General features: G+C 63.8%; 23 protein-coding genes, 1 tRNA gene and 1 pseudogene. 14 read left to right on the top strand and 11 right to left on the bottom strand.

From position 1 onward, the window contains the following. The 3 genes from WCY17_RS07340 to WCY17_RS07330 all read right to left on the bottom strand — a co-directional run. Positions 1-261, bottom strand: a 261-nt coding sequence (locus WCY17_RS07340) for an ATP-binding cassette domain-containing protein (RefSeq protein WP_372701525.1), incomplete at its 3' end; no start/stop codon positions are given. A gap of 1 nt (position 262) precedes the next feature. Then, a complete protein-coding gene (gene hlyD / locus WCY17_RS07335) occupies positions 263-1,303 on the bottom strand; it encodes a secretion protein HlyD (RefSeq protein WP_372701524.1) in 1,041 nt (346 codons plus the stop codon). Positions 1,304-1,453: 150 nt separating this feature from the next. Next, positions 1,454-2,062 (bottom strand): TetR/AcrR family transcriptional regulator, encoded by a 609-nt coding sequence (locus WCY17_RS07330; protein WP_372701523.1) that lies wholly within the window; start codon positions 2,060-2,062, stop codon positions 1,454-1,456. Between the two features lie 216 nt (positions 2,063-2,278). On the opposite strand from WCY17_RS07330, the gene WCY17_RS07325 reads away from it, so the two are divergent. Together WCY17_RS07325 and WCY17_RS07320 are read left to right on the top strand one after the other, a co-directional pair. Next, positions 2,279-4,033: a PHA/PHB synthase family protein gene (locus WCY17_RS07325; protein WP_372701522.1), complete on the top strand. Its 1,755-nt coding sequence runs from the start codon at positions 2,279-2,281 to the stop codon at positions 4,031-4,033. 229 nt (positions 4,034-4,262) lie between these two features. Further along, complete coding sequence (locus WCY17_RS07320; RefSeq protein WP_372701521.1) at positions 4,263-4,790, top strand: DUF3158 family protein; 528 nt, start codon at positions 4,263-4,265, stop codon at positions 4,788-4,790. Here the strand turns inward: WCY17_RS07320 and WCY17_RS07315 are convergent. Together WCY17_RS07315 and WCY17_RS07310 are read right to left on the bottom strand one after the other, a co-directional pair. Then, positions 4,774-5,787: a nucleotidyl transferase AbiEii/AbiGii toxin family protein gene (locus WCY17_RS07315; protein ID WP_372701520.1), complete on the bottom strand. Its 1,014-nt coding sequence runs from the start codon at positions 5,785-5,787 to the stop codon at positions 4,774-4,776. The two genes, WCY17_RS07320 and WCY17_RS07315, sit on opposite strands and share 17 nt — an antisense overlap. Then, a complete protein-coding gene (locus WCY17_RS07310; protein WP_372701519.1) occupies positions 5,780-6,391 on the bottom strand; it encodes a DUF6088 family protein in 612 nt (203 codons plus the stop codon). The genes WCY17_RS07315 and WCY17_RS07310 overlap by 8 nt, the downstream gene beginning before the upstream one ends. A gap of 186 nt (positions 6,392-6,577) precedes the next feature. Here WCY17_RS07310 and WCY17_RS07305 point away from each other — a divergent pair, with 186 nt between their 5' ends. From WCY17_RS07305 to WCY17_RS07285, 5 genes and pseudogenes are all read left to right on the top strand, one after another. Next, a complete protein-coding gene (locus tag WCY17_RS07305; RefSeq protein WP_372701518.1) occupies positions 6,578-7,351 on the top strand; it encodes a thioredoxin domain-containing protein in 774 nt (257 codons plus the stop codon). 148 nt (positions 7,352-7,499) lie between these two features. Continuing rightward, the gene (locus WCY17_RS07300; protein WP_372701517.1) at positions 7,500-7,940 is read left to right on the top strand and encodes a TIGR03757 family integrating conjugative element protein; all 441 of its coding nucleotides are present in this window, start codon (positions 7,500-7,502) and stop codon (positions 7,938-7,940) included. After that, positions 7,937-8,875: a TIGR03756 family integrating conjugative element protein gene (locus WCY17_RS07295; protein ID WP_372701516.1), complete on the top strand. Its 939-nt coding sequence runs from the start codon at positions 7,937-7,939 to the stop codon at positions 8,873-8,875. Before WCY17_RS07300 ends, WCY17_RS07295 begins: the two co-directional genes overlap by 4 nt. A gap of 10 nt (positions 8,876-8,885) precedes the next feature. Then, positions 8,886-9,032 carry a hypothetical protein gene (locus WCY17_RS07290; RefSeq protein ID WP_372701528.1) on the top strand — a complete coding sequence of 49 codons (147 nt, stop codon included), beginning with the start codon at positions 8,886-8,888 and terminating at the stop codon, positions 9,030-9,032. Next, a pseudogene (locus WCY17_RS07285) lies at positions 9,016-9,492 on the top strand (conjugal transfer nickase/helicase domain-containing protein); the annotation flags it as partial. The gene WCY17_RS07290 and the pseudogene WCY17_RS07285, both read left to right, overlap by 17 nt. A 39-nt stretch (positions 9,493-9,531) precedes the next feature. Here the strand turns inward: WCY17_RS07285 and WCY17_RS07280 are convergent. Then, a complete protein-coding gene (locus WCY17_RS07280) occupies positions 9,532-11,466 on the bottom strand; it encodes a tyrosine-type recombinase/integrase (RefSeq protein WP_372701515.1) in 1,935 nt (644 codons plus the stop codon). 224 nt (positions 11,467-11,690) lie between these two features. Next, positions 11,691-11,766: transfer RNA gene (locus WCY17_RS07275), tRNA-Gly, on the bottom strand. 185 nt (positions 11,767-11,951) lie between these two features. Between WCY17_RS07275 and murB the strand changes: the two genes are divergently transcribed. Beyond that, positions 11,952-12,980, top strand: a complete 1,029-nt coding sequence (gene murB / locus WCY17_RS07270) for a UDP-N-acetylmuramate dehydrogenase (RefSeq protein ID WP_372701514.1) — start codon at positions 11,952-11,954, stop codon at positions 12,978-12,980. A 160-nt stretch (positions 12,981-13,140) separates the two neighbouring features. Here the strand turns inward: murB and dapB are convergent, their stop codons facing one another. Both dapB and WCY17_RS07260 read right to left on the bottom strand, forming a co-directional pair. Then, the gene (gene dapB / locus WCY17_RS07265; RefSeq protein WP_372701513.1) at positions 13,141-13,929 is read right to left on the bottom strand and encodes a 4-hydroxy-tetrahydrodipicolinate reductase; all 789 of its coding nucleotides are present in this window, start codon (positions 13,927-13,929) and stop codon (positions 13,141-13,143) included. Between the two features lie 5 nt (positions 13,930-13,934). Next, on the bottom strand, positions 13,935-14,474 hold the full coding sequence (locus WCY17_RS07260; RefSeq protein ID WP_372701512.1) for an outer membrane protein assembly factor BamE: 540 nt from the start codon (positions 14,472-14,474) through the stop codon (positions 13,935-13,937). Between the two features lie 123 nt (positions 14,475-14,597). On the opposite strand from WCY17_RS07260, the gene fur reads away from it, so the two are divergent. The 6 genes from fur to WCY17_RS07230 all read left to right on the top strand — a co-directional run bounded on the left by fur (position 14,598) and on the right by WCY17_RS07230 (position 18,628). Then, positions 14,598-15,023, top strand: coding sequence for a ferric iron uptake transcriptional regulator (gene fur / locus WCY17_RS07255; RefSeq protein WP_372701511.1), 426 nt, complete (start codon positions 14,598-14,600; stop codon positions 15,021-15,023). Between the two features lie 76 nt (positions 15,024-15,099). Next, complete coding sequence (locus tag WCY17_RS07250) at positions 15,100-15,327, top strand: hexameric tyrosine-coordinated heme protein (RefSeq protein WP_372701510.1); 228 nt, start codon at positions 15,100-15,102, stop codon at positions 15,325-15,327. A 79-nt stretch (positions 15,328-15,406) separates the two neighbouring features. Continuing rightward, entirely contained in the window at positions 15,407-15,994 is a 588-nt protein-coding gene (locus tag WCY17_RS07245; protein WP_372701509.1) for an NUDIX hydrolase, read from the top strand. Positions 15,995-16,003: 9 nt separating this feature from the next. Further along, positions 16,004-16,822 carry a leucyl/phenylalanyl-tRNA--protein transferase gene (gene aat / locus WCY17_RS07240; protein ID WP_372701508.1) on the top strand — a complete coding sequence of 273 codons (819 nt, stop codon included), beginning with the start codon at positions 16,004-16,006 and terminating at the stop codon, positions 16,820-16,822. Next, a complete protein-coding gene (locus WCY17_RS07235) occupies positions 16,819-17,553 on the top strand; it encodes an arginyltransferase (protein WP_372701507.1) in 735 nt (244 codons plus the stop codon). The genes aat and WCY17_RS07235 overlap by 4 nt, the downstream gene beginning before the upstream one ends. A gap of 7 nt (positions 17,554-17,560) precedes the next feature. After that, positions 17,561-18,628 (top strand): quinone-dependent dihydroorotate dehydrogenase, encoded by a 1,068-nt coding sequence (locus WCY17_RS07230; RefSeq protein WP_372701506.1) that lies wholly within the window; start codon positions 17,561-17,563, stop codon positions 18,626-18,628. On the opposite strand, the gene WCY17_RS07225 is transcribed toward WCY17_RS07230, so the two are convergent. Further along, the gene (locus WCY17_RS07225; RefSeq protein ID WP_372701505.1) at positions 18,592-21,732 is read right to left on the bottom strand and encodes an efflux RND transporter permease subunit; all 3,141 of its coding nucleotides are present in this window, start codon (positions 21,730-21,732) and stop codon (positions 18,592-18,594) included. The genes WCY17_RS07230 and WCY17_RS07225 overlap by 37 nt on opposite strands. Next, complete coding sequence (locus WCY17_RS07220) at positions 21,729-22,841, bottom strand: efflux RND transporter periplasmic adaptor subunit (RefSeq protein WP_372701504.1); 1,113 nt, start codon at positions 22,839-22,841, stop codon at positions 21,729-21,731. The genes WCY17_RS07225 and WCY17_RS07220 overlap by 4 nt, the downstream gene beginning before the upstream one ends. Positions 22,842-22,972 lie beyond the last annotated feature (131 nt).

Genomic DNA, 22,972 nt, shown 5'->3' with positions numbered 1-22,972 from the left:
GTTGTCCTTGACCACGTCATAGCCTGCCAAGGTGACGTGGCCGGCGTTCGGCACCAGGAGGCCGGTCAGAATCCGCATCAGCGTCGTCTTGCCAGCGCCGTCGGGGCCGACCAGACCCGTCAGTCGCCCATAGTGGATGCGCGCGCTCAAGCCCCGCAGCGCCTTTACGTCGCCGAAATGCTTGTCCACGCCTTCGATGACGACGGCAGCGGTTTTGAGTGCCGCGTCGTTGCCCGCATCGAGGGCTGCGCCCGTGGGCATCTCAGCGCGCCCCAGTGCCTGCGACAGTGCCGGGTGGGGCATCGACCGCTATCGTCACCGGCATGCCCTGGCGCAAGGCGGCGTCGCTGTCGGCTTCGTTGATGACGATGCGCAGGCGGTACACCAGATCGGTGCGCAAATCCGCCGTCTCCACCGTCTTGGGGGTGAATTCGGCACGCGGCGAGATGAAGCCGATCTGGCCGCGATAGATCTTCTCTGATGAATCGCTTTTGACGCGCACCACAGTACCGGGCGCGATACGCCCCAGGTCCGACTCGCCCACGTAGGTGCGCACGTAAACCGGCTTGTCCAGGCTCAGGCTGTAGACCGCGCTCTGGCTTGCAACCATGCTGCCGGGCTCGCGCACCCGTGCGATGACGGTGCCACTGCTGGGCGCCACCAATTCGGTGTCCGCCAGGGCTGTCGTGGCTTGCGCTGCGGCAGCCTGCGCCGCCGCAAGGCGAGCTTCTGCCGCGGCGATGTCTTCCTTGCGAAAACCTTCGGATGCTTGCGACAGGGCCGCCTTGGCCGCTTCGACGCCAGCGGCTGCCTGGTCGCGTGCCATGCGCGCGGCATCGACCGTGCGCTGGCTGCTGGCGCCCGATGCCAACAGGCCACTCTGGCGCTGGAAATTGCGCTCGGTCTCAGTGGCGAGCGCCTGGGCCTGTCTGAGGGCTTCGCGCGCCTGGGTGATTTCCTGCGGCCGCAAGCCGCTGCGCAGCTTGGCCAGTTCCGCCTGCGCCACCTGCACCTGGGCCTGCGCTGCCGCCAGGGCCTCCCGATAGGGTTGCGCATCGAGTGCCGCCAGGCGCGCGCCGGCGCTGACGACATCGCCCTCATCGAACGCCATTTGCATCACGCGCCCGGGCTGACGGAAGGCCAGTTGCACCTCGCGGATGTCGACGTTGCCGTAGAGGCGCAATGCATCTTGCTGTCCATGGTCGCGCGACAGCCAGAACGCCAGTGCGCCGCCAAGAGCGAGCACGGCGACGGCGATCACGACCCAACGGGTTTTTTTGGGAGGCAGGTCTGGAGTTGTCATCGATGGGTTTCCGCTGAATAAAGGTGCTCAGTGCTCGCGTGCAATCAGCGCATCCAGATCGCCCATTCGTTGTGTGCCGTCATGTTTGTTGCTCGCGGTTTGTGGAAGGGTCTGGGGGTCGCAGTCGCGCTTGCGGAAAAGACAGGCATTTCATGTGTTGCTTTCGATGCCACAGCGATAGATGGCAAACACGGCTGGTGCGTCACGGCGGATGCGGCTCGCCTTGCCCGCCAACAGAGACTGCATGACCAGCCCCTGGATCGTGCCGATGAACAACACGGCGGCGGCATCCACATCCAGTTCTGCATCCAACTCGCCCTGCGCCTTGCCGGCTTCCATCAGGCGGCGCAGGCGCTGTCCGTATTGACGGAGCAAGGTCTGCACCATCCGCTTGGCGAGCGTCTCGCCAGAACGTTGCAGTTCTCCGAACAGCATGCGCGGCACGCCGGGATGCCTGGCCACGAAGTCGATGTGCGCCATGAACATGGCTTCGAGTGCCGCGGCAGGCGACGCGGCGCCCTCGGCCGCCTGGTCCACGCGCACCAGCAGACGCTCGCCGACCCAGGTCATCGTTGCCTCCAGGATCGCGTCCTTGGTGGGGAAGTGGCGAAACAGCGCGCCCTGCGTCAAACCCATGCGATCGGCGATGGCCGTGGTGGTGATTTCGGCCGGGTTTCGCTCCGCTGCCAAGTCGACCACGGCCTGCACCGTGGCCGCGCGCCGCTCTTCAGCGGACAGATATTGAGGACGCTCATTCACTGTTCAGACCCCATAAAGTAAGTGACTTATTACTAATTTAACATGCAAAATAACCGGGCCGCAAGATCGGCAGGTCAGCCAACCATACCAGAGTGAGAGAAGCGATTTCATTCGCGCCAATGCGGGAATCCAAGAGGAGCGACCTTCAAGGCCTTGCATCTTTTTCCACAAGCATTATGATAGTAATAACTTACTTTCAATACGAAAAAACCAAAGATGAACACGCCTGCCCTGCCTGACAAGCCCGCACCGGCACCGTCCGTCTGTCGTCCCGATGTCCTGGATACGCTCGCGAACGCCTGGCGGGCACGGGGCACTGGCGGCTTGTCGCCGGCGGCGGGTCTGCTGGCCTGGTACGACTGGGCGCTGCACCTGAGCCTGTCACCGGGCAAGCAGCGCAACCTGATCGAAAAGGGGCTGCACAAGCAGCAGCGCCTGGCGCGCTACGCGGCGCACGCTGCAAGCGCTCAGGGCTGCCCGACGTGCATCGAGCCACTGGAGCAAGATCGGCGCTTCACAGCGCCGGCTTGGCAACAGTGGCCCTTCAATGTCATGTACCAGGGCTTCCTGTTACAGCAGCAGTGGTGGCACAACGCCACTACTGACGTGCGCGGCGTGTCGCGCCATCACGAAAACATGGTCACTTTCGCCGGACGGCAGTGGCTGGACATGTGGTCGCCATCGAATTTCATCTGGACTAACCCAGAAGTTCTGGAAGCCATCAGAACCAGCGGCGGCGCCAACCTGTGGCGCGGTGCGATGAACTTCCTCGACGACGCACAGCGTCTTGCGCTTGACGATGCGCCGGCCGGAGTCGAAGGCTTCGAGGTCGGCAAGGACGTAGCGGTCACGCCGGGAAAGGTGGTCTTCCGCAACCACCTGATCGAGCTGATCCAGTACACACCGACGACTCCCGATGTGTATGCCGAACCGGTGCTGATCGTGCCTTCGTGGATCATGAAGTACTACATCCTCGACCTGTCGCCACGCAACTCGATGGTGAAGTATCTGGTCGATCAGGGGCATACGGTGTTCATCCTTTCCTGGAAGAACCCGACTGCGGCCGATCGTGACCTCGGCCTCGAGGATTACCGGTGGCTGGGGGTCATGGATGCACTGGACGCGGTCACGGCGATCATGCCCAAGCGCAAGGTGCAGGCGGTTGGTTATTGCCTGGGAGGCACCTTGCTGACGATTGCGGCTGCCGCGATGGCGCGCGACGGTGACGATCGGCTGCACAGCTTGACGCTGCTGGCGTCGGAGACCGATTTCCGTGAGTCGGGCGAAATCGCACTGTTCATCGACGAGAGCCAGCTGGCCTGGCTGGAGGCCGGCATGTGGGAGAAAGGCTATCTCGACGGCAAGCAGATGGCCGCCTCTTTCCAGATGCTCAACTCGCGCGACCTGATCTGGTCGCGCCGCGTGCGCGAGTACCTGCTGGGCGAGCGGCAGGCGTTCAATGACCTGATGGCCTGGAACGCCGACGTGACCCGCATGCCCTATCGCATGCACAGCGAGTACCTGCGGCGCTTGTATCTGGACAACGATCTGGCCGAGGGGCGCTACCAGGTCGGCGGACGGCCAGTGGCGATCGCCGACATCGAAGTGCCGATGCTCATCGTCGGCACGCTGCGCGACCACGTCGCCCCCTGGCCATCCGTCTACAAGATGCACCTGCTCAGTGATACGGAACTGACCTTCGTACTGACCAGCGGCGGGCACAACGCCGGCGTGGTCAGCGAGCCGGGGCACCCCCGGCGCAGCTACCAGATGGCGACTCGCAGCGCCGGCGCTCGCTACATCGATCCGCAAACGTGGCGTGCCGAAACCCCGCTGCACGAGGGCTCCTGGTGGCCAGCCTGGCAGCAGTGGCTGGCGCGGCGTTCGACCGAGCGGGTATCGCCACCTGCCATGGGCGGTACGCAGGCGCCGCTCGGTGATGCGCCTGGTACCTATGTGGCAATGCGGTGACAAGACGCACTGAAGCCGAGACAAGGCCAGACCATTTCAGCAGGGACATCGCTAGGGATGGCCCACACCCGCCCCAAAGGGGCCCACCATGACCGAAGGGCACTGCAATGAGCAACGAACTGCCAATCCATCTCTACAAAGCCAATGCCGAGCTGCAACTGCAGATCACGCGCTTGCTGCAGGAGAGCAGCCATCACTGGCTTGAAGCTACCCCTTCAACCTGCTCGGCGTGCAACTGGCCCAACAGACCACTGGCGCAGGGACGACCTTCCTACGCTGGCGCAACCTCGATCGTTCCTGCATGGGCGTCGAGCTGTGGGAAGCGCTGCTCGACGCCCCCGCGACGCCGGCCACGCTGATCGACGACCTCTACGCGATGGAGGTGCAACGCATCGCACTGAACATGCAGGTCAGTCTCACACACAGTATTGCCCGCCAGGCCCTGGACTGCGCCGAGCTGACGCCGGAGCAGAAGGCCTTGATGCTTTCGGCGCGCAAGGAAGCGGGCAAGTTTTCCGAAGGCGTGATCCTGTCGAAGTCGATGGAGGTGCTGTTCCGAGCCGTGCCGCCCAGCCTCTACCTCGCCATGGCGATGACGGAACCGGAGGAAAAAGCGGAACGCTATCAGTTGATGCAGCGGTACGGCATCGGCGAACTGGACGCAGCCTTCAAGGTGGCCGAGGCGATCGACCGGGCACGTGGCATCGAACCGCTGGCGCTGCGCATCGAGGAAGGTGCGCTCATCTGCCTTGGTTGATTTCCTCCTCCAGGGCAGTCAGACGTTCGATGATGCGGTCGAACGGCAGAGCTTCGCCGTAGAACATCTGCGCGCTCAGCATGGCCTGGTAGTCCTGCTTCAAGGCATCGAGCAACGCTGCCTCCGGGACCAGCCTCAAACCGCCCGACAGGCACAGGTCGTAATGACTGAATCCACTGCGGAAGAACGTCTCCTTGATGTGCAGCACGTCTTGCAACAGCTCGACGTCGGCAAGGGCGTTGCGGCCGACCTCGTGGTCGGCGAGCCGTGCCAGGTCGTACCAATGCCGCGACAAGCGTTCAGCGCCGGCCCGCAAGGCCGGGCGATGGCACTCGACATGGATCAGCGTGGCTTTTTCCCAAAAGGTGCGCATGGGCGACAGCACCGCAACCTGCGCGTGCGGGAACAGCAGACCGGGCACGTGCGCTGCCACGTCCGGCGTGATCGTCAGGGTGTCCTGCGGCAAGGTGGCGTTGCGACCACCGAACTCGATCAGCACGCTCGGACGCAGGTAAGCATCGGTGTTCTCCACGGCGCTGGGATAGAACAGCCAGAGCTTCTCGGCGTCGTCGCTGACCTCCAGGGTAATCTCGCACCCTGGCAGCGCCTCGGCCAGCGCGTCCCGCAGCGTCGGCACCAGCTCTTGGGTCACATGATCGACCAGAGCCGCCTTGAGCGCGTCGGACAGCTTCTTGCGCTGGTTGCTGGAGAGCGTCGCCAGATCGGGGACGTTCTGGATCAGGCTGCGGTAGTCGATCGTGACATCGACATCCTCGGAGAACCTTTCGATGGCTCGATAGACTTTCGACAGCGACGTGCCGCCCTTGAAGGCCATCGGTTTGCGGTCCGGCAGCGCGAACAGCACGCCCAACGCCTGGCACAGCCAGATGTCCTTTTCGAGGATTTCGGCCCGGCGCCCGAGAACCGGCGCCAGGCCTTGCAGCAGCTCGGCCTGTTCGGCCAAGGGCAGGTCGAAGTAGCGCGGCGAGTCAGGCATGCGTGAGTTCCTCACGTTCGTAATGGCTCAAGGCTTCCACCATCCAGGCCGGCATCAACGCCTTGGCCTCGCGCAGGGCCTGGAACTCGCCGGAGGGCAGTTTCTCCGCGATGCGCTTGAACGTGCCGGGCGTGACCTGGCGGCGGCCCAGGTACCAGAGCGCGGACAACGCCCACCCTGCCGGCCGTCCCGCCAGCGCGAGCTTGCGTGGGGCCACGTGCTGCAACCGGACGGTCATCTTGCCCAACCGGATCGCGCGCGAGGAACCCGTCGTGTAGAAGACCGGCTGCGCCGGCATCTGTGTCGTCAGGCCGAAGCGCCGGGCGGCTTCCGCGCCGTGGATCTCGATGGTCGCGCCTTCCGCCCCGGCCACGATTCGTGCGATCTGCTCCGGCGCGGGCAGGGTCTTGACGCCGAACCGACCGGCCTTGGCCACGATGTACAGACCGTGCCCGATGCGCTCGATGCGGCCGGCCTGGACCAGCCGCATCAGCGCCTGGTCGATGGACGCACGCGAGCCCAGCCCCGCGAACAGCGCGGGGGTGAAGGGCTCGCCGGCCGGCTGGACGGCGATGCGTTCACGGATGGCTTGGGACGTGCTCATGGACCTTGACCTCAGTTTGTTAGATATTATAGATAAAAATCTAACAGCGTGCAAACCCACGCAAGCAAGGCGCCGGAGCCGTCCCGCCCGACAAGCGGAAGGCCGCAATGCCGGATTGTTGGTCCCCCACGAACAGGCTGGCGTGTTCGACTCGTGTTTCGCCACCCACTCGTCCAGGGGATCGCGATGCGACCGACGAACCCTTCTCTGCGCGGCACGCTGCGCCGCTTCGCATGGCCTGCCGCCGTGGCGCTGGTCCTGCTCCTGTTACTGACCTGGCGCCTGACCGCGCCGCCGGCTACGGACACCAGCGGCGACCCCGTTTCCCCGGACAGCCACGATGCAGGCCCGCCGCCGGTTGGGCCGCCCTGGCACTACGGCCGCCCCGACGCGCGCTTCACGGTGGTCGAGTACGCCGACCTCGAATGCCCCTACTGCAAGGCCTACTTCCCTGTGCTGAAGCAGTGGATCGACACCCAGGCGGACGTGAACTGGCAATGGCACCACCTACCGCTGCCGATCCACGAACCCGCCGCGACGCGCGGAGCGCGCCTGGCGGAGTGCGCCGGAGAAGTCGGGGGCGCGACTGCGTTCTGGAATGCCATCGCCTGGATTCACCAACATACGCTCGGCGGCGGCCAGGGCTTGCCGGCCGACGCTCGGCTTCCCGGATCGACACCGGCCCTGCACGAATGTCTGGAGAGTACGCGGCCCGACATCGTGATCCGTGCACAGGCCGAGGAAGCACTCCAAACCAACGTCGTCGCGACCCCCACGTTGCGCTTGATCGACAACCACACCGGCAGATCGCTGCTGCTGCCGGCGGGGCCGATCGAAGGTGACGCTCTGCTGTCGGCGGTCGATCTGCTTGCAGCGTCGCACGATGACGCCTTGCCGGCTGAACCTGCGTCCGAGACAGCGGAGATGCCCACTAACGCCATCGGCGACCCACCCAGGTAGCAACGACTTCGAGAGGACGAAGGGACGGTTCCGGCCGCGCCTGGACCGGACGACCAAAAGAGGGTGAACGCCATATCGCTTTGTTGATGGCGCGCACCCGGCCGATCGGATCGACTACCACGGGTATCACTCTCCGAGGAGTCAGCCTATGTGCCCCGATCGTGTCGGGAGTCGGCAGCGCCGCCTTCGGCATTGGCCGGCAGCCGTGCTCTGCGGTCTCGTGGTGGCGACCAATACGATAGCGGCGGACATCCGGGTGTTCACCGACCGGAACCACCCCGTCGAGGCGCTGGCCGACGTGCGCGTCGTCGAGTTGGACGCTGCTTCCCGCATCGAAGCCGAACTGGCTGCGAACCTGCCTGCCGATCCGGCTCAAGCCGCCGCCATCGTCCAGCAGCGTCTGAAGGAAGGCGGTGCCGACCTGCAGCGCCACCTGGCGAGCGCCTATCAGGGCGTCGCCGATGCCTGGAGCCTCGGCATCACCAAGATTCCCGCGGTCGTCGTCGATCGACGCTACGTCGTCTATGGCGAGCGTGACGTGACACGCGCCCTTGCACGCATAGAGGAATACAGGAGGACGCAACCATGAGGCTATCCCGTCGCGCATGGCGCACCGGCATCGCATCGCTGCTGCTGGGTACTTCCGTCAGTGCTTTCGCGCTCGACACCGTAACCATCGCCGGATCGGCGCTGTCGCTCGACTGCATTGCCTACCGTGTTCGGGGCATTTGCTTCTGGCTGCGCTGCACGCTCACCGGCTGCTCGCTGGAAACCTCGGTCAGGGTCGAGCACTACGTCCCCGACGCGGTGGTTTCCAGCTACTCGAACACGGGCGAGAACCCCTGGGTCGAAGTACGCGCGATGAGCATGCCGAATCCCACGGCCCGAGGTGGCGGTGACGGCACGACGAACGAAGAGCACGAGAACAACCTCGCCAAGTTCAAGAACGCCGACGTGATCGGACATCCAGGTGCCACCATCTTCGGCGAGTTCGTCAGCCAGTTCGGCTATTCCTGCGCGGGCGCAGGCACGGCATTCATGCCTTACTTGTTGAGCACGCTCGACACCGTGGCCTGGCGCTGGAACATTCCAGAGTCCGTCTATCCCGAATCCCTGATTCCGGGCATGCGCGAGATCGGCACCCGCCTCGGACGGGATCTCTGGGGGAACGTATACCCACGCGGCGGGTTCCTGCATCACGTGGACGACTACAAGGCCGCAGCCGTCGTCGCTCAGCGTGCCGGCGACATCGTGACCCGACGCGGCCAGCTCCACGTCTACCAACCACTGCTCGCCAACGCGAGCGCTGGCTACTGGCCAGCCGGTGCCCTGATCGAGAGCGACGCTTCCACCGGCAAATGGCAAGAACTGACGCCGCGGTTGTCATCGTCCTGCGCGGTCTTCCCGCACACCGACGTGCGCATCCAGGCCCAGCAAGGCGACTACGCCTGGGCGCTCTGGCGTCCGTACTCCTGCTGCGAGCGGCGTGGCCAGGTGTTCCTGGGCAGCGTCGTATTCAACTGAGGATCGGCCGATGAACTTCCTGGTACTTCGCTCGAACATCGCCGCGGCCCGTGCGTGCCGAATCCTTCTCGCCGGTCTGCTGACTTTGGGCAGCGGTGCGCTGTCGGCGCAGACCAGCGTCAACGACTACGGCACGTCCGCCCGCAGTCGAACCTGAATCTGCCGTCGCCGTCGCGGCCGAGCCGGTGTCGCCGACCGCGCCCGCGGTGGCGATGTCCCAGGCACAGCCCGAGCCATCGGGCGAGCACTTCATGGCCTGGCTGCATCAGGGCATACAGTCGCGTCGGCTCATCATCAACGATGCCAAGGCGCTGGTGCACACCGTCGATGGCACGGCCTACCTGGTCAGTCCGGGTGTCTTCCAGCGCTACGCGCAGGAACATCCGCAGGTCGCCGTGCTGGCGAAGCCGGACAAGCTGGAAGGATGGCAGTGGGCGCAGAAGCGTTTCGAGAAGCTGGGCCTGCATCGCAAACAGGCCAGCGGCTTGAATATCTGGACCTGCGAAGTCACCGGGCCGCGCAAGGCCCGGCGACTGCATGGCTACCTGCTCGACGACGCGAACCCGTTGTTCCAGGAACTGCCTCCGAACAATCCGTACTTGTCCATCTTGCGTTGACAACAGGCGTGGCTGATCTGCGGTCAGCCACGCCTGCGATCAAACCACTTCACACATCGCAGCGCTGTAGACGAGACGGCGAACACTTTGCCGTACCGGCTCGGGCGTGGACTTCGGCAACTCTGCTTCAGGGGCATCCTCACGTTGATGCCCATGCGCAATGGCCCGAACAATCGCGCCCAGATTGGTTGGCGTGACGACATCGATGGCCGCGCGGTCACCCAGGTCCGGGTGCGGTTGGGTCAGCATGCGGTATAGCGCCCACGAATCCGCTTCCGGGCACTGCTTGATGAGCACCTGGGCCAGCTTGTGCTTGAGCGGCCTCAGTTGCCAATCAGGAACACGTTGCCCCCGGTTGCCCAGGCTGATGGACAGCAGCTTGCCCGCCTTTAGTTCGCGATTGATCTGATCCTTGGACTTCCCGGCCAGCTTGGCGAACAGCGGGACCGGCAGGCTGCTCGGCGACTCGTAGATTGCCAGCATTTCCTCGCGCTCGCGCTGGATGGCCAACACTTCTGGCTCCGGCGCCGGCATTGGGGGCGGAGGCACGGGCGACAGCCGCTGGAACGTGACCCCGCTGGTGTTCGGCGTCACGACGATGGGCGTCGCCACCACGGGCGGAACGGCGGCAGCGGCAGTGCCCATCACAGTGGGGACAGCCGCTTCCTCGTCGGCCATCACGGGCACCCCATCGATGCGGATGGTGAGATGTGCGCTGGCGGCTTCGACCTGGCCTTGTTCGAGCAGGTCGAGACGATCGGCCCAATCCTGCATCATCCGGCGGCGTGGCTCCACGTACTTGGCATGGTTGTAGGCCGAACTCACCTTGTTTGGGTCCGAGTGAGAAAGCTGCGCGTCCACCCAAATTTTGGGGTAGCCGATCTCGTTGAGCGCCGTCGAGATGGTGTCGCGGATGCCGTGGCCGGTCAGTTGATCCGCGTAGCCCATCCGCTTCAAGGCGCCGTTGAGCGTGTTCTCGCTGATGCGCTTTTTGAGTTCGCTACGGTGTGTCAGCAAGTGGCGCTGGGCGGGTCGCATCTCCTCCAGCAGGTAACGCACGATTTCGATGGCCTGGATGGACAGCGGCACGATGTAGGGCGGCACGTCCTGTGGGCGCTTGCCGGCCTTGCGCATCTCGTCCTGAAGCTGCTTGACGATCTGCGGCGGGATGATCCACAGGCCGCGGTCCAGATCGAACTGGTCCGGAGTTGCCAGACGCAGCTCGCCGGTACGCACGCCGGTCAGGATCAGCAGCCGGATGCCAAGCTGAGTTTGCACGTCGCGTGCGTCGTAGCGCCTCAGTTTCTGAAGAAAGGCGGGAAGCTCGTGCAGATGGAGGAATGGATTGTGGGCGACCGGCGGCTTGGGCGCAGCCACCACGTCCAGGTCCGAGGCCGGATTGACTTCCAGCCCTTCAACGATGACCAGGGCATAGCGGAACAATTGCCCCAACCAGGTGCGCACCTTTTCGGCGGTGGTGAAGGCTCTGCGTTCCTCGATCCTCGCCAGCACACCCAGAAGCTGCGGCCGGCGGATGTCGTAGATCGACGTTTTCCCGAGAGTCGGCAGCACGTCCTTATCGAAGATGCGCAGGATCTGCGACAGCGTGCTGTTCCTGCCTTCCTTGAGTTCCTTGCGGCGACGCTCGACCCAGGTATCGAAGACCGCTTTGAAGGTGTAGTCGGACGCCAGCTTGACCGCGTGCCGCTTCTGCTTGCGGTCGATGTGGGGATTGATGCCTTTAGCCAGGAGCGCCCGAGCGTCGTCGCGCAAGGTCCGCGCTTCGCGCAGGCTGACTTCCGGGTAGTTGCCCAGGGAGATGCGCTTTTGCTTGCCGAGCCAGTAGTAGCGCAGATGCCACGACTTGCCGCCGGTGGGGGTGACCACCAAGCCAAGGCCGTCGGTGTCGGGGAGGTTGTAGGTTTTCCTGGCGGCTCTGGCTTGCCGCACCGTCAGATCAGAGAGTGCCATCATCGAACTCCTAAGTCTTGGACTTAGGCCCGATGCTGCTGGTCATCCCGATCCAACCCCAGCAACAGCCCGGAACCGGCACCACCCGTATTCTTTGGCCTCAAATTTGGCCTTAAAAACGCTGGCTTTCGGTGGATTTCCGAGGCTTTTGCTGGAATGAAGAAAGAGTCTTTTTCCTCTATCTTCAATGCCTTACAGACTCCAGTGGAAGTCTGTAGACAACTAATTGGAGCGGGAAACGAGTCTCGAACTCGCGACCTCAACCTTGGCAAGGTTGCGCTCTACCAACTGAGCTATTCCCGCATCTGGCATCTCTGCCAAGCCCTGCATTTTATGCAGGCCAGAACTGCTTGTCAAGCAGATTCAGGCCCCTTCTGTACAGGGCAGGATGCGAACTATAAGGCATCGGATCGCACCCTGTCAAACAGGCTGCCATACCCCTCGGAACAGGGTATTCTTCCACCTTCATCAATCACTGTTTCAGCATCATGACCTTTGGGTTCCACTCCCGCGACCTGCAGACGTACAACACCCTGGGTTTGCCCGGGCGCGGGCAATTGGCGGTCATCGAGAATGAACAGGATCTGCATCGCCTGCGTGAGGCATTGCCCGCGCTGTCAGGGCGCCACATCCATGTGCTGGGCGGCGGCAGCAACGTGGTCATGGCCCCCGCGCCCCAGCATCGGATTCTGCGCATCGAGCTGCGCGGGCGCCACCTGGTTGCCGAAACGCCGCAGGCGTACATCGTCGAAGCCGCGGCAGGCGAGAACTGGCATGACTTCGTTCGCTGGACGCTGGAACAGGGCTGGCCGGGGCTCGAAAACCTGGCCCTGATACCGGGCACCGTAGGGGCCGCGCCGGTACAGAACATCGGTGCGTACGGACTCGAACTGTCCGAGCGGCTGCACTCGCTCGAGGCCATGCAACTCGCCTCGGGCCGAACCGTCACTCTGCATCCAACCGACTGCCGGTTTGGCTACCGCGACAGCCGTTTCAAGCAGGACGGCGCTGGCCACTGGCTGATTCTGAGGGTCCGCTTTGCGCTGCCCAAGGCCTGGCAGGCGCGCCTGTCCTACCCCGACCTGGTCGCCCATTTCAGGGAAGCACTGGCCAGCAGGCGCACGCCGTCGCCCCAGCAGATATTCGAAGCCGTCTGTGAAATCCGGCGCCACAAACTGCCCAATCCGGATCTTCTGGCCAATGCGGGCAGCTTCTTCAAGAACCCGTCGGTGGATCCAACCCGGGCCGCCGACCTCGATGCCCGGTTCGAGGGCCTGCGCATGTACCCACAACCCGACGGCGCCATCAAGCTGGCCGCGGGCTGGCTGATCGAACAGGCGGGCTGGAAGGGCAAGCGCCTGGGGCCGGTGGGCATGCATGCCCGGCAGGCGCTGGTGCTGGTGAATTACGGTGGCGCTACGGCCCAGGACGTCTGGGCATTGGCCCAGGCCGTTCGGGCAGCGGTACAGAGCCGATTCGGCGTGCCCCTCGAAACCGAACCCGTCGCCCTGGAATGATCCCGCACCTGCACCATGGGCCCACACACATACCATGAAGCCCGCGCCCGTACGGACACGAGCGGCTGCGCGCCTGTGCCGGCGCGCCCGAAGCATTCAGGCCAACACGGACTCAAGGCGATACGAGCTCAAGGCGATACAGGCTCAGGCCCGCACAGGCTCAGGCCAGTACATCCTGCATGTCGAACAGGCCGAACTCGCGTCGGGCCAGATACCGTGCCGCCCGGAGGCTGCCCTGCGCGTAAGTGACCCGGCTGGCAGACCGATGGGTGATTTCGATGCGCTCGCCTGCGCCGCAGAAAAAAACGCTGTGATCACCCACGATATCCCCGCCACGCAGCACTGAAAAGCCGATCCGCCCGGTTTGGCGCGGGCCGGTCTCGCCATGCCGGGCCCAGTCTGCGATGTCGTCCAGGGACTGGCCCCAGGCCCGGGCCACGACCTCGCCCATGGCCAGTGCCGTGCCCGACGGGGCATCGACCTTGTTGCGGTGGTGCGCTTCGAACACCTCGACGTCGTAGCCGCTGTTGAGCAGCCTGGCGGCCACATCCAGCAACTTGAAGGTCGCATTGACGCCCACGCTCATATTGGGCGCAAAGACAATGGCCGTTTTTTGCGCAGCGGTACGGATCGCCTGCTTGCCGGCCGGGTCGAAACCCGTGGTACCGATGACGCACTTCACGCCATGCTCGACACAGGCCTGCAAATGCAGCAATGTGCCCTCGGGCCGGGTGAAGTCAATGAGGCAGTCGGCCTGCGCCAGGGCCGACAACCGATCGGTGATGAACACCCCGGTGGCCAGGCCCAGCGCAGCCCCTGCGTCGTCTCCCAGGGCGGAACTGCCGGGCCTGTCGAGCGCCACCGCCAGGCTCAGGTCGGCCGCATCGGACACCGCCTGGATCAACATGCGCCCCATCCGCCCGGACGCCCCCGCAATCGCTATACGCATCAGTACTAGAGACCTCGTTGAATTTGGGGCATGAAATCGCCCACCTGGATTTCGGTATCCACGACTTCGCCCAGATCCGGAGAGCTTGCATCCCGGGCCTCGATGTCGGCCCGGCCTTCCTGGGCCACCTCGGCAGCCGTCACCCCGCTGTCGGCACGCTCGAACGGCTGGCGGTCGGGCTGCCTGTCACCCACCCAGCGCGCAAGCCGGTCATGGTCGAACCACACCGTGAACTTGCGCAGTTCATCCTGACCGTAGCCAGGCTGATTGTAAAAAGGATAATCCCAGCGATCGGAATGGAAGGCATCCTGCAGCGTCGGCGTACCCAGCAGGTAGCGGACCTGGTCGCGCGTCATGCCGATTTCCAGCCTGGCGACCTGCTCTGACGTGATCCAGTTGCCCTGCTGTATCGTGGCCTTGTATGGAAAGCCCCAGTTGGTCGAACCACAGCCCGCCAGGCCCACGGCCAGAACCAGGGCCGTTGCACAGGCCCGGATACGTGAAAGATGATGCACGATATGGATATGCACAAGAACCCCCATCATGGTCTCGACAGTCGCAATGAGCTGCCACCAAAACCGCTATCATAAAGGGAATTCAAAATTTCGCGCGATTGGCCGCGGTACTGTCCACTTGCTTTTCCGGACACAACCCGAGATACTTCAACCATGAAAGATCAGTTCGAACTCAAGAGCATGGGGTTGAAGGCGACCTTTCCACGCCTCAAGATCCTCGATGTGTTTCGCAAGGCCGAAACCCGCCACCACAGCGCAGAAGACGTTTATCGCGCGTTGATCAACGAAGAAGTCGACATCGGGCTGGCCACCGTCTACCGGGTGCTGACCCAGTTCGAGCAGGCCGGTATCCTGATGCGCAGCCAGTTCGACGGCGGCAAGGCGGTCTTCGAACTCAACGACGGCGACCATCACGATCACCTGATCTGCACCAACTGTGGGCGGGTGGTCGAGTTCTATGACACCGAGATCGAAAAGCGCCAGCACCGCATCGCCAGGGAAAACGGCTTCACCCTCGAAAGCCATAACATGATGCTCTACGGCATCTGCCCCAAATGCTCAAAGGATAAAAAGCGTTGATACCAATACGGGCATGCTGGGCGCAGGCAACCTTTCCATGCGATCCTTGCAGTCCAGACACTACGGAGAACCCATCATGGCCGACACCTGGCTCACCACACTCATCACCGCAACGCCTCAGGAAGGCTTCGAACTGGCCATCAAACTGGCCCGCATGGGGGTCAAGTACACCCAGCCCTCGGCAGAGGTGCGCGACAAGCTGCGCCCCGTATATGGCGAAGATGCCAATGCCCTGATTGCCTCCTCGCAGGTGGTGGCCATCAATTTCCAGACGATTGCCGCGGCCAACGGCTACTGGAAATAACGCGCAGATGCAATCTGCAGGGCTATGGGCCAGACCAAACCTGTGTCCAGGCGGGCATGAAACACGGTAATATTCCGGCATGATGCCCTCCGACCCTGCTTTTTACCATCCTGCACCACGCACCCAGCGGTATTGCTCACAGTGCGGCCACACACTCAGCCGCGAAGTGCCACCGGATGACAACCGCATCCGCGACCTGTGCAGCCATTGCGGTGCGGTGCACTACCAGAACCCACGCAATGTGGTGGGGATCGTACCCATACTCGGCGATCAGGTGCTGTTGTGCCGCCGTGCCATAGAGCCGCGCCACGGCAAATGGACGCTGCCGGCCGGCTTCATGGAACTCGGTGAAACCTCCCAGCAGGGTGCTGCACGCGAAAATCAGGAAGAATCCGGCGCCCGTATCCGGGTGCAGTCCCTGTTCACCGTGATCGACGTGCCTTCGGTCAACCAGGTGCACCTGTACTATCTGGCCGAAGTGCTCGGCCCGAAGCTGGCACCCGGGCCCGAAACCCTGGAAGCCGCTTTTTTCGACTTCGATGCCATCCCATGGCGCGAGCTGGCTTTCCGCACGGTCAGCACCACGCTCAGGCACTATCTTGACGACCGCCCGAAAGGGCGGTTCCCCACGCATCACTATGCCATCGACCTGCGCTTTCCCGATTAGCCTGCAGCCATGAAACCGATCTGGGTCGATGCGCACACGCTGCTTCCCGACCCGCTGAAAGAACCCGTGCGCGATCTCGTGGCGCTGGGCTTCGACCTGTCCACCACGCGCCTGCACGAGGCCTACGGCAAGGGCCTGTTTCCCTGGTTCGCGCCAGGTGATCCCGTCCTCTGGTGGAGCCCGGATCCACGCATGGTCCTTGCCTGTTCCGACCTGCGCATCAGCCGTTCACTGGCCAAGCGCATCCGTCAGTTCGACCGCGCGGATGGTCGGCTTCGGGTGACACTGAACCTGGCCTTCGAGGCCGTCATCCATCAGTGCGCGCTGCGCTCCAGCCAGCGCATCGCGCCTGGTGCTGCACTGCGCGGAGACGCCCTGCCTGCACAAATGGCCAGCCCGGGCACAGTATCCACTTCAACCTGGATCACGCCCGACATCATGCAGGCCTACCTGGCCTGGCATCGGCAGGGCCATGTCCAGAGCGTCGAGGTATGGATGGACGGGCACCTGGCGGGTGTCCTGTACGGCGTCAGCCTGGGGCGCTGCTTCTTCGGCGAATCGATGTTCAGCCGGGTGAGCGACACCAGCAAGGTGGCGCTGGCCTACCTGACAAGGCACCTGCAGGCCCTTGGTGTACCATGGATAGACTGTCAGCAGGAAACCCCGCATCTGGCCAGCATGGGGGCCCGCAGCATGCCACGCCAGCAGTTTCTGCAGTTACTGGCCGAACTGGCCGCGGCCCCCATGCCGGCCTGGGGGTGCGGCCGCCTCCGGGCCGACGGGCAACTGGATCCCCAGCCATCGACCCGCCAGACCGCACCGCCATGAGTACGCCACACGAATCCGTCTTTCGCCACCTGCAGTTCTACACCACGGCCCCCTACCCCTGCAGCTATCTGCCCGGGCGCATGGCACGCTCCGAAGTCGTGGCCCCGGCCCACCTGGTCAATGCCGGCACCTACGACCGGCTCATCGAACAAGGGTTCAGGCGCAGTGGTCTGTTCATCTACCGGCCGGCCTGCCAGACCTGTCAGGCGTGCATCCCGATCCGCGTGGATACCCGGGCTTTCGTGCGCAACCGCACACAGCACAAGTTGTGGCACCATATGAACGCGCAGCTGCAGGCCCGGATCAGCCCCCCACACTGGGACGAAACACACTTTCGCCTGTATCTCGGGTATCAGCGCGCACGCCATCGCGGCTCGGGCATGGACGAAGACGATCCGGCGCAGTACACCCAGTTCCTGCTGCACAGCCAGGTGCGTTCCAGCCTGGTCGAATTCCATGACCACGCTGGCGTGCTGCGCATGGTGGCCATCATCGACCGGCTCGATCAGGGGCTCTCGGCCGTCTACACATTCTATGATCCCGACTACCCTGGCAGCCTGGGCACCTATGCCATACTCTGGCAGATCGAATATTGCCGCCAGCATCGCCAGCCGTGGCTGTATCTGGGCTACTGGATTGCCGAAAGCCGGAAAATGGCCTACAAGACACGATTCCGGCCCCACCAGATCCTGCAGGACGGGCACTGGATCACACCTGATACCGCGTTCTGAACCCACCATGTCATTACTGTCCAGAGCCTATCCGCTGACGCGCGCCGCCCTGTTCGCGCTGGATGCCGAGCACGCCCACGAGCTGACCCTGGCCGCCCTGAAAAAAACCCATGCCTGCCACCTGACGCGCGCGCTGGTACAGGCCGGCCCGACGCCGTCGGGCGCGAGCTGTACCCTGATGGGTCTGGCACTACCCAATGCGGTCGGCCTGGCGGCCGGCCTGGACAAGAACGGTGCCTGCATCGATGCCCTGGGGGCACTGGGCTTCGGGTTCATCGAGGTGGGTACCGTCACCCCCCGGCCGCAGCCAGGCAACCCAAGGCCCCGGCTGTTTCGCCTGCCAGCCGCGCGCAGCCTCATCAACCGCATGGGTTTCAACAACCAGGGGCTGGACGTCTTCCTGGGCAACGTGCAGGCCAGCCACTGGCGCCGCGGCGGCGGTGTGCTGGGGCTGAATATCGGCAAGAATGCCGACACCCCGATCGAGCGGGCCATCGACGACTACCTGCTGTGCCTGGATGGTGTCCATCCGCATGCGGATTACATCACCCTGAACATCTCCTCTCCGAACACCAGCCAATTGCGCAGCCTGCAAGGGCATGATGCCCTCGATGCCCTGCTGTCAGCCATCCGGGCACGGCGCAAGGCACTGGCCGATCGTCACGGGCGCAACCCCCCCCTGGTGGTGAAGATCGCCCCCGACCTGCAAGATGCAGAAATCGATGCCGTGGCCGAATTGATACCGGCCCATGGCATCGACGGCATCATCGCCACCAACACCACCGTCTCGCGCACCGCGGTCCAGGGCCAGCCCCACGCCAACGAAGCCGGCGGCCTCTCGGGCCCCCCGGTACACGAGCTGTCGCTGAATGTCATTCGCCGGCTGCGCACGCGCCTGGGCGCCGAAACCGCCATCATCGGCGTGGGCGGCATCGAGCAGGCAGCCCAGGCCATCGAGAAGATCCAGGCAGGGGCCAATGCCATACAGATCTACACCGGCCTGATCTATCGCGGCCCGTCACTGGTCACCGAGTGCGTTCAGGCATTGGCAGGCTTGTCGACCACCGCGGCCTGAGGATTGCGGCTGAAGCGCCGGTGCACCCGATCCAGATACAGATAGATCACCGGTGTCGTGAACAGCGTCAGCGCCTGCGACAGCAACAGGCCACCCACCATGGCGTACCCCAGGGGCTGACGCAGTTCGGAGCCTGCACCACTGCCCAGCATCAGCGGCAGACCCGCAAACAGCGCACAGAGTGTCGTCATCATGATGGGCCTGAAACGCAGCAGGCAGGCCTGATAGATGGCTTCACGCGGGCTCAGACCCTGCTTGCGCTCGGCCACCAGGGCAAAATCGATCAGCATGATGCCGTTTTTCTTGACGATGCCGATGAGCAGCAAAATGCCGATGACCGCGATCACGCTCAGGTCGAAGCCGTTGGCCATGAGGATGAGCAAGGCCCCCACCCCCGCTGAAGGCAAAGTGGACAAGATCGTGAGCGGATGGATGTAGCTCTCGTACAGCAGCCCGAGGACGATGTAGACGGCCACCAGCGCCGCGGCGATCAGGTAGGGCTGTGAGGCCAGCGACTCTTCGAAGACCTGTGCCGTACCCTGGAATGAGCCCTGCACCGACAGCGGCACGGCCATTTCCTGCTCGGCGGCATAGATCGCATTCACGGCCTGGCCCAGCGCCACCCCGGGGGCCAGATTGAACGATATGGTGACCGCCGGAAACTGCCCCTGGTGGTTGATGGACAGAAAGCCCGGACGGCTGGTATCCACCCGCACCAGGCTCGACAGGGGCACTTGCTTGCCGGTGGTGGGCGAACGAATGTAAAGCCGCGAGAACACGTCCGGATCGGACTGCCAGCGAGGATCGATTTCGAGAATGACCTGATAGCTGTTGATCTGCGTGGAATACTGGGCCACCTGCCGCTGGCCCAGCGCATTGTAGATGGTGCTGTCTATCATGGCCGGCGTAATGCCGAACATGGCCGCCCGCTGGCGATCGATGGTGACCATGACGGTATTGGCACTGCTCTGCTGGTCGGTGGCCAGATCGGTGAGCTGCGGCAACTGGTGGAACCGCTCGAGCAGGCGGGGCGCCCAGGTGTTCAACTCTTCGAGGTCGGCACTGGTCAGGGTGTACTGATACTGCGAACGCGACATGCGCCCGCCCACGTTGATATCCTGCCCCGCCTGCAGGAACAGCTGCACCGCCGGGATTTCCGCCAGTTGCGGGCGCAGGCGCGCAATCACCTGGTCGGCCGAGGCCTTGCGGCCCTCGCTGCGCGGGCGCAGGCTGATGAAGAAACGCCCCGTATTGAAGGTAGGGGCATTGCTGCTCATGCCGAATGCCGCCACGTCCGGGTCCTGGCGGATCACCTCGGCCAGCGCCATCATGCGTTCGTTCATGGCTTCAAAGGAACTGTCCTGTGCCGCTTCAGCCATGCCAAAGATGGCCCCCGTATCCTGTTGTGGAAAAAAGCCCTTGGGAATCACCACGAACAATACGGCCGAGGCTGCCACCGTGGCCAGAAACACCAGCAAGGTGGCGAAATTGTGATCGAGGACAAAATCCAGCCCGCGCCGATAACCCGCCAGCAGGCGTTCGAAACCGCTCTCGAAGACCCGGTACAGCCAGCCGTGGCGCTGCCCCGACACCTTGCGCAGATAACGCGAACACAGCATCGGCGTCAGGCTCAGCGTGATGGCCACCGAGATCATCACCGTCATGGTCACGGTCATGGCAAACTCGCGAAACAGACGCCCCACCATGCCGCTCATGAGCAGCAGGGGAATGAACACGGCGATCAGCGAGACCGAAATCGATACGATGGTGAAGCCGATCTCGGCGGACCCCTTGAGCGCAGCCTGCATGGGCGGCAAGCCTTCTTCGACATGACGCCAGATGTTTTCCAGCATCACCACCGCATCATCGACGATGAAGCCCACGGAAATCGTCAAGGCCATCAGCGACAGGTTGTCAAGGCTGTAGCCGACCAGATACATGAGCGCAAACGTGCCCATCAGGGCAAGCGGCACGGTGGCACTGGCAATCAGGGTACCCGCCACGTTGCGCAGGAACATGAAGATCACCAGCACCACCAGGGCAATCGACAGCAGGAGCGTGTACTCAACCTCGAGCACCGAGGCGCGGATATTCTGGGTGCGATCCATCAGGGTGCTGACATGGATGCTCGCCGGCATCGACGCCATCAGACGTGGCAGTTCGGCACGGATGCGCTCGACCGTCTCGATGACGTTGGCCCCCGGCTGCTTGGTGATGCCCATGACCAATGAACGGCCATCCAGGGCGGCGTCATCCAGAGCGGCCCCGGCACCAGCAAAGGCCCAGCCGGCCTGCTTCATGTCTTCGGGCCCGGGCACCGCCCGGCCAATGTCGCGCACCCGGATCGGCGCGCCATTGCGCCAGGCGATGATCACATCATTCCAGGGCTCGACTTCGAGGATCTGGTCGTTGGTATAGATCGTGTAGCTCTGGCGCGAACCATCGATGATGCCCTTGGGCTGATTCACCGTGGTCGTGGCGATCACGCCACGGATCCCCTCCAGATCCAGATCCAGCGCGGCCATTTTTTCGGGGTCGACCTGAATGCGCACGGCGGGCTTCTTCTGCCCCCAGATGACGACCTGCCCCACCCCTTCGATGCGCGATAACTGCTGCGCCAGAATATTGTCGGCAAAATCATTGACCTCGGTGATCGGCAGGACATCCGACTGGACCGACAGGATCAGGATGGAGAAATCGGCTGGATTGATCTTGCGAAACGTAGGCGGACTGCTGAGATTCGAAGGCAACTGGCGCGAAGCGGCATTGATTGCGCTTTGCACATCGAGCGCGGCGCCATCGATGTTCCGGTCGAGGTCGAACTGCAGCGTGATCCGCGTGGAGCCCAGCGCATTTTCGGAGCTCATCTGCTGCAACCCGGGGATTGTGGAGAACTCGCGCTCCAGGGGTTGCGCCACGCTGGTGGCCATGGTTTCGGGGTTGCCGCCAGGCAAACGCGCCATCACCTGTATGGTAGGGAAATCCACCTGGGGCAAGGGGGCCACGGGCAGCAGGGGGAACATGGCCAGGCCCACCAGAAACAGGGCCATGGCCAGCAAGGAGGTACCGATGGGCCGACGGATGAATGCCCCGGAAATATTCACGACGTGCCCTCGATGGCTTCGATGGCAAGCCCCGGGCGCAGCTTGTACTGGCCATCGATCACCACCCGCTCGCCGGCCCGCAGCCCGCTGGACACCAGCGCCATGCCTTCCTGCACCACACCCACTTCAACGGGCTGCAGGCGTACACGGTCGTCCGCCTCGGCCACGTAGACCTGGAGGCTGTCCACCCCGCGCTGGATGGCCTGGTCGGGCACCACCAGTGCCTGCGGGTATTGCCCGATCGTCAGACGCACGTCGACGGTCTGACCTGGCCAGATCCGCTGTTCCGGATTGCTCATGCGGGCTTTCAACTGCAAGGTGGCACTGGCCTCATCGATCTGATTGTCCATCAGCACCAGCGACCCCAGCCCCAGCGATTCACCGCTTGCCCGATCGAACACCTCGACGGGCAGGTCACCGCCCTTGTGCAGGGCCGACTGTATGCGCGAGAACTCGGTGTCCGGCACCATGAAGCGCACGGCGATGGGATCGATCTGCCGGATCGTCACCAGGCCTTGTGCATCCGACATCCTCACCTGATTGCCGGGATCATAATTGACCACCCCCGTGCGCCCGCTCAGCGGAGCCAGTATGCGCGTGTCATCGAGCACGGCCTGCGCATGGGCGACCTGCGCGTCGTCTGCCTGCACGGTGGCTTCGAGCACGGCCACCTGGGCCGCCTGCCGATCGAGCACCTGGCGCTCGATGGCACCACGCGTGGCCAACTGCCGATAACGCGCCAGGTCCGCGCGGGCGTTGTCGAGTTGAATCTGGTCACGCGCCAATTGCGCCCGGGCCAGGTCGAGTTGGGCGCGCGGGATGCGATCATCGAGACGCGCGAGCAACTGGCCCTGCTGCACCATGTCGCCCTCATGGAAGCCCAATTCCTCGAGCTGGCCGTCGATACGCGAACGGACCACCACATTCTGCCACGCCTCGCCGGTGCCCAGGCCCTGTACCCACATCGGGACATCCTGGACCTGAACCGTCGCCAGGTGCACCCGAACCGGTGCCGGGGCCGCGGGCGCGGACGCTGCACGAGAAGGTTGCTGCTGCCACCAGTAAAGCCCGGCCAGACCCACCAGCAGCACGGCCGCCAGAAGAAACATGCGTCGAATTGAACTCATCGCTGAAGTATACGGTCTGACGGACGGATTGGCGCGGTCCCGTGGCCAAAAATCACCCGCTCGATGAACTGGACAAACCGGCGTGCCAGGCCCAGGAACAACAACGCCCCGGC

Origin of the sequence: Castellaniella sp., from assembly GCF_041677825.1 — a bacterium.
GTDB lineage: Bacteria > Pseudomonadota > Gammaproteobacteria > Burkholderiales > Burkholderiaceae_B > Castellaniella.
This window is presented reverse-complemented; position numbering and strand designations above follow the sequence as displayed.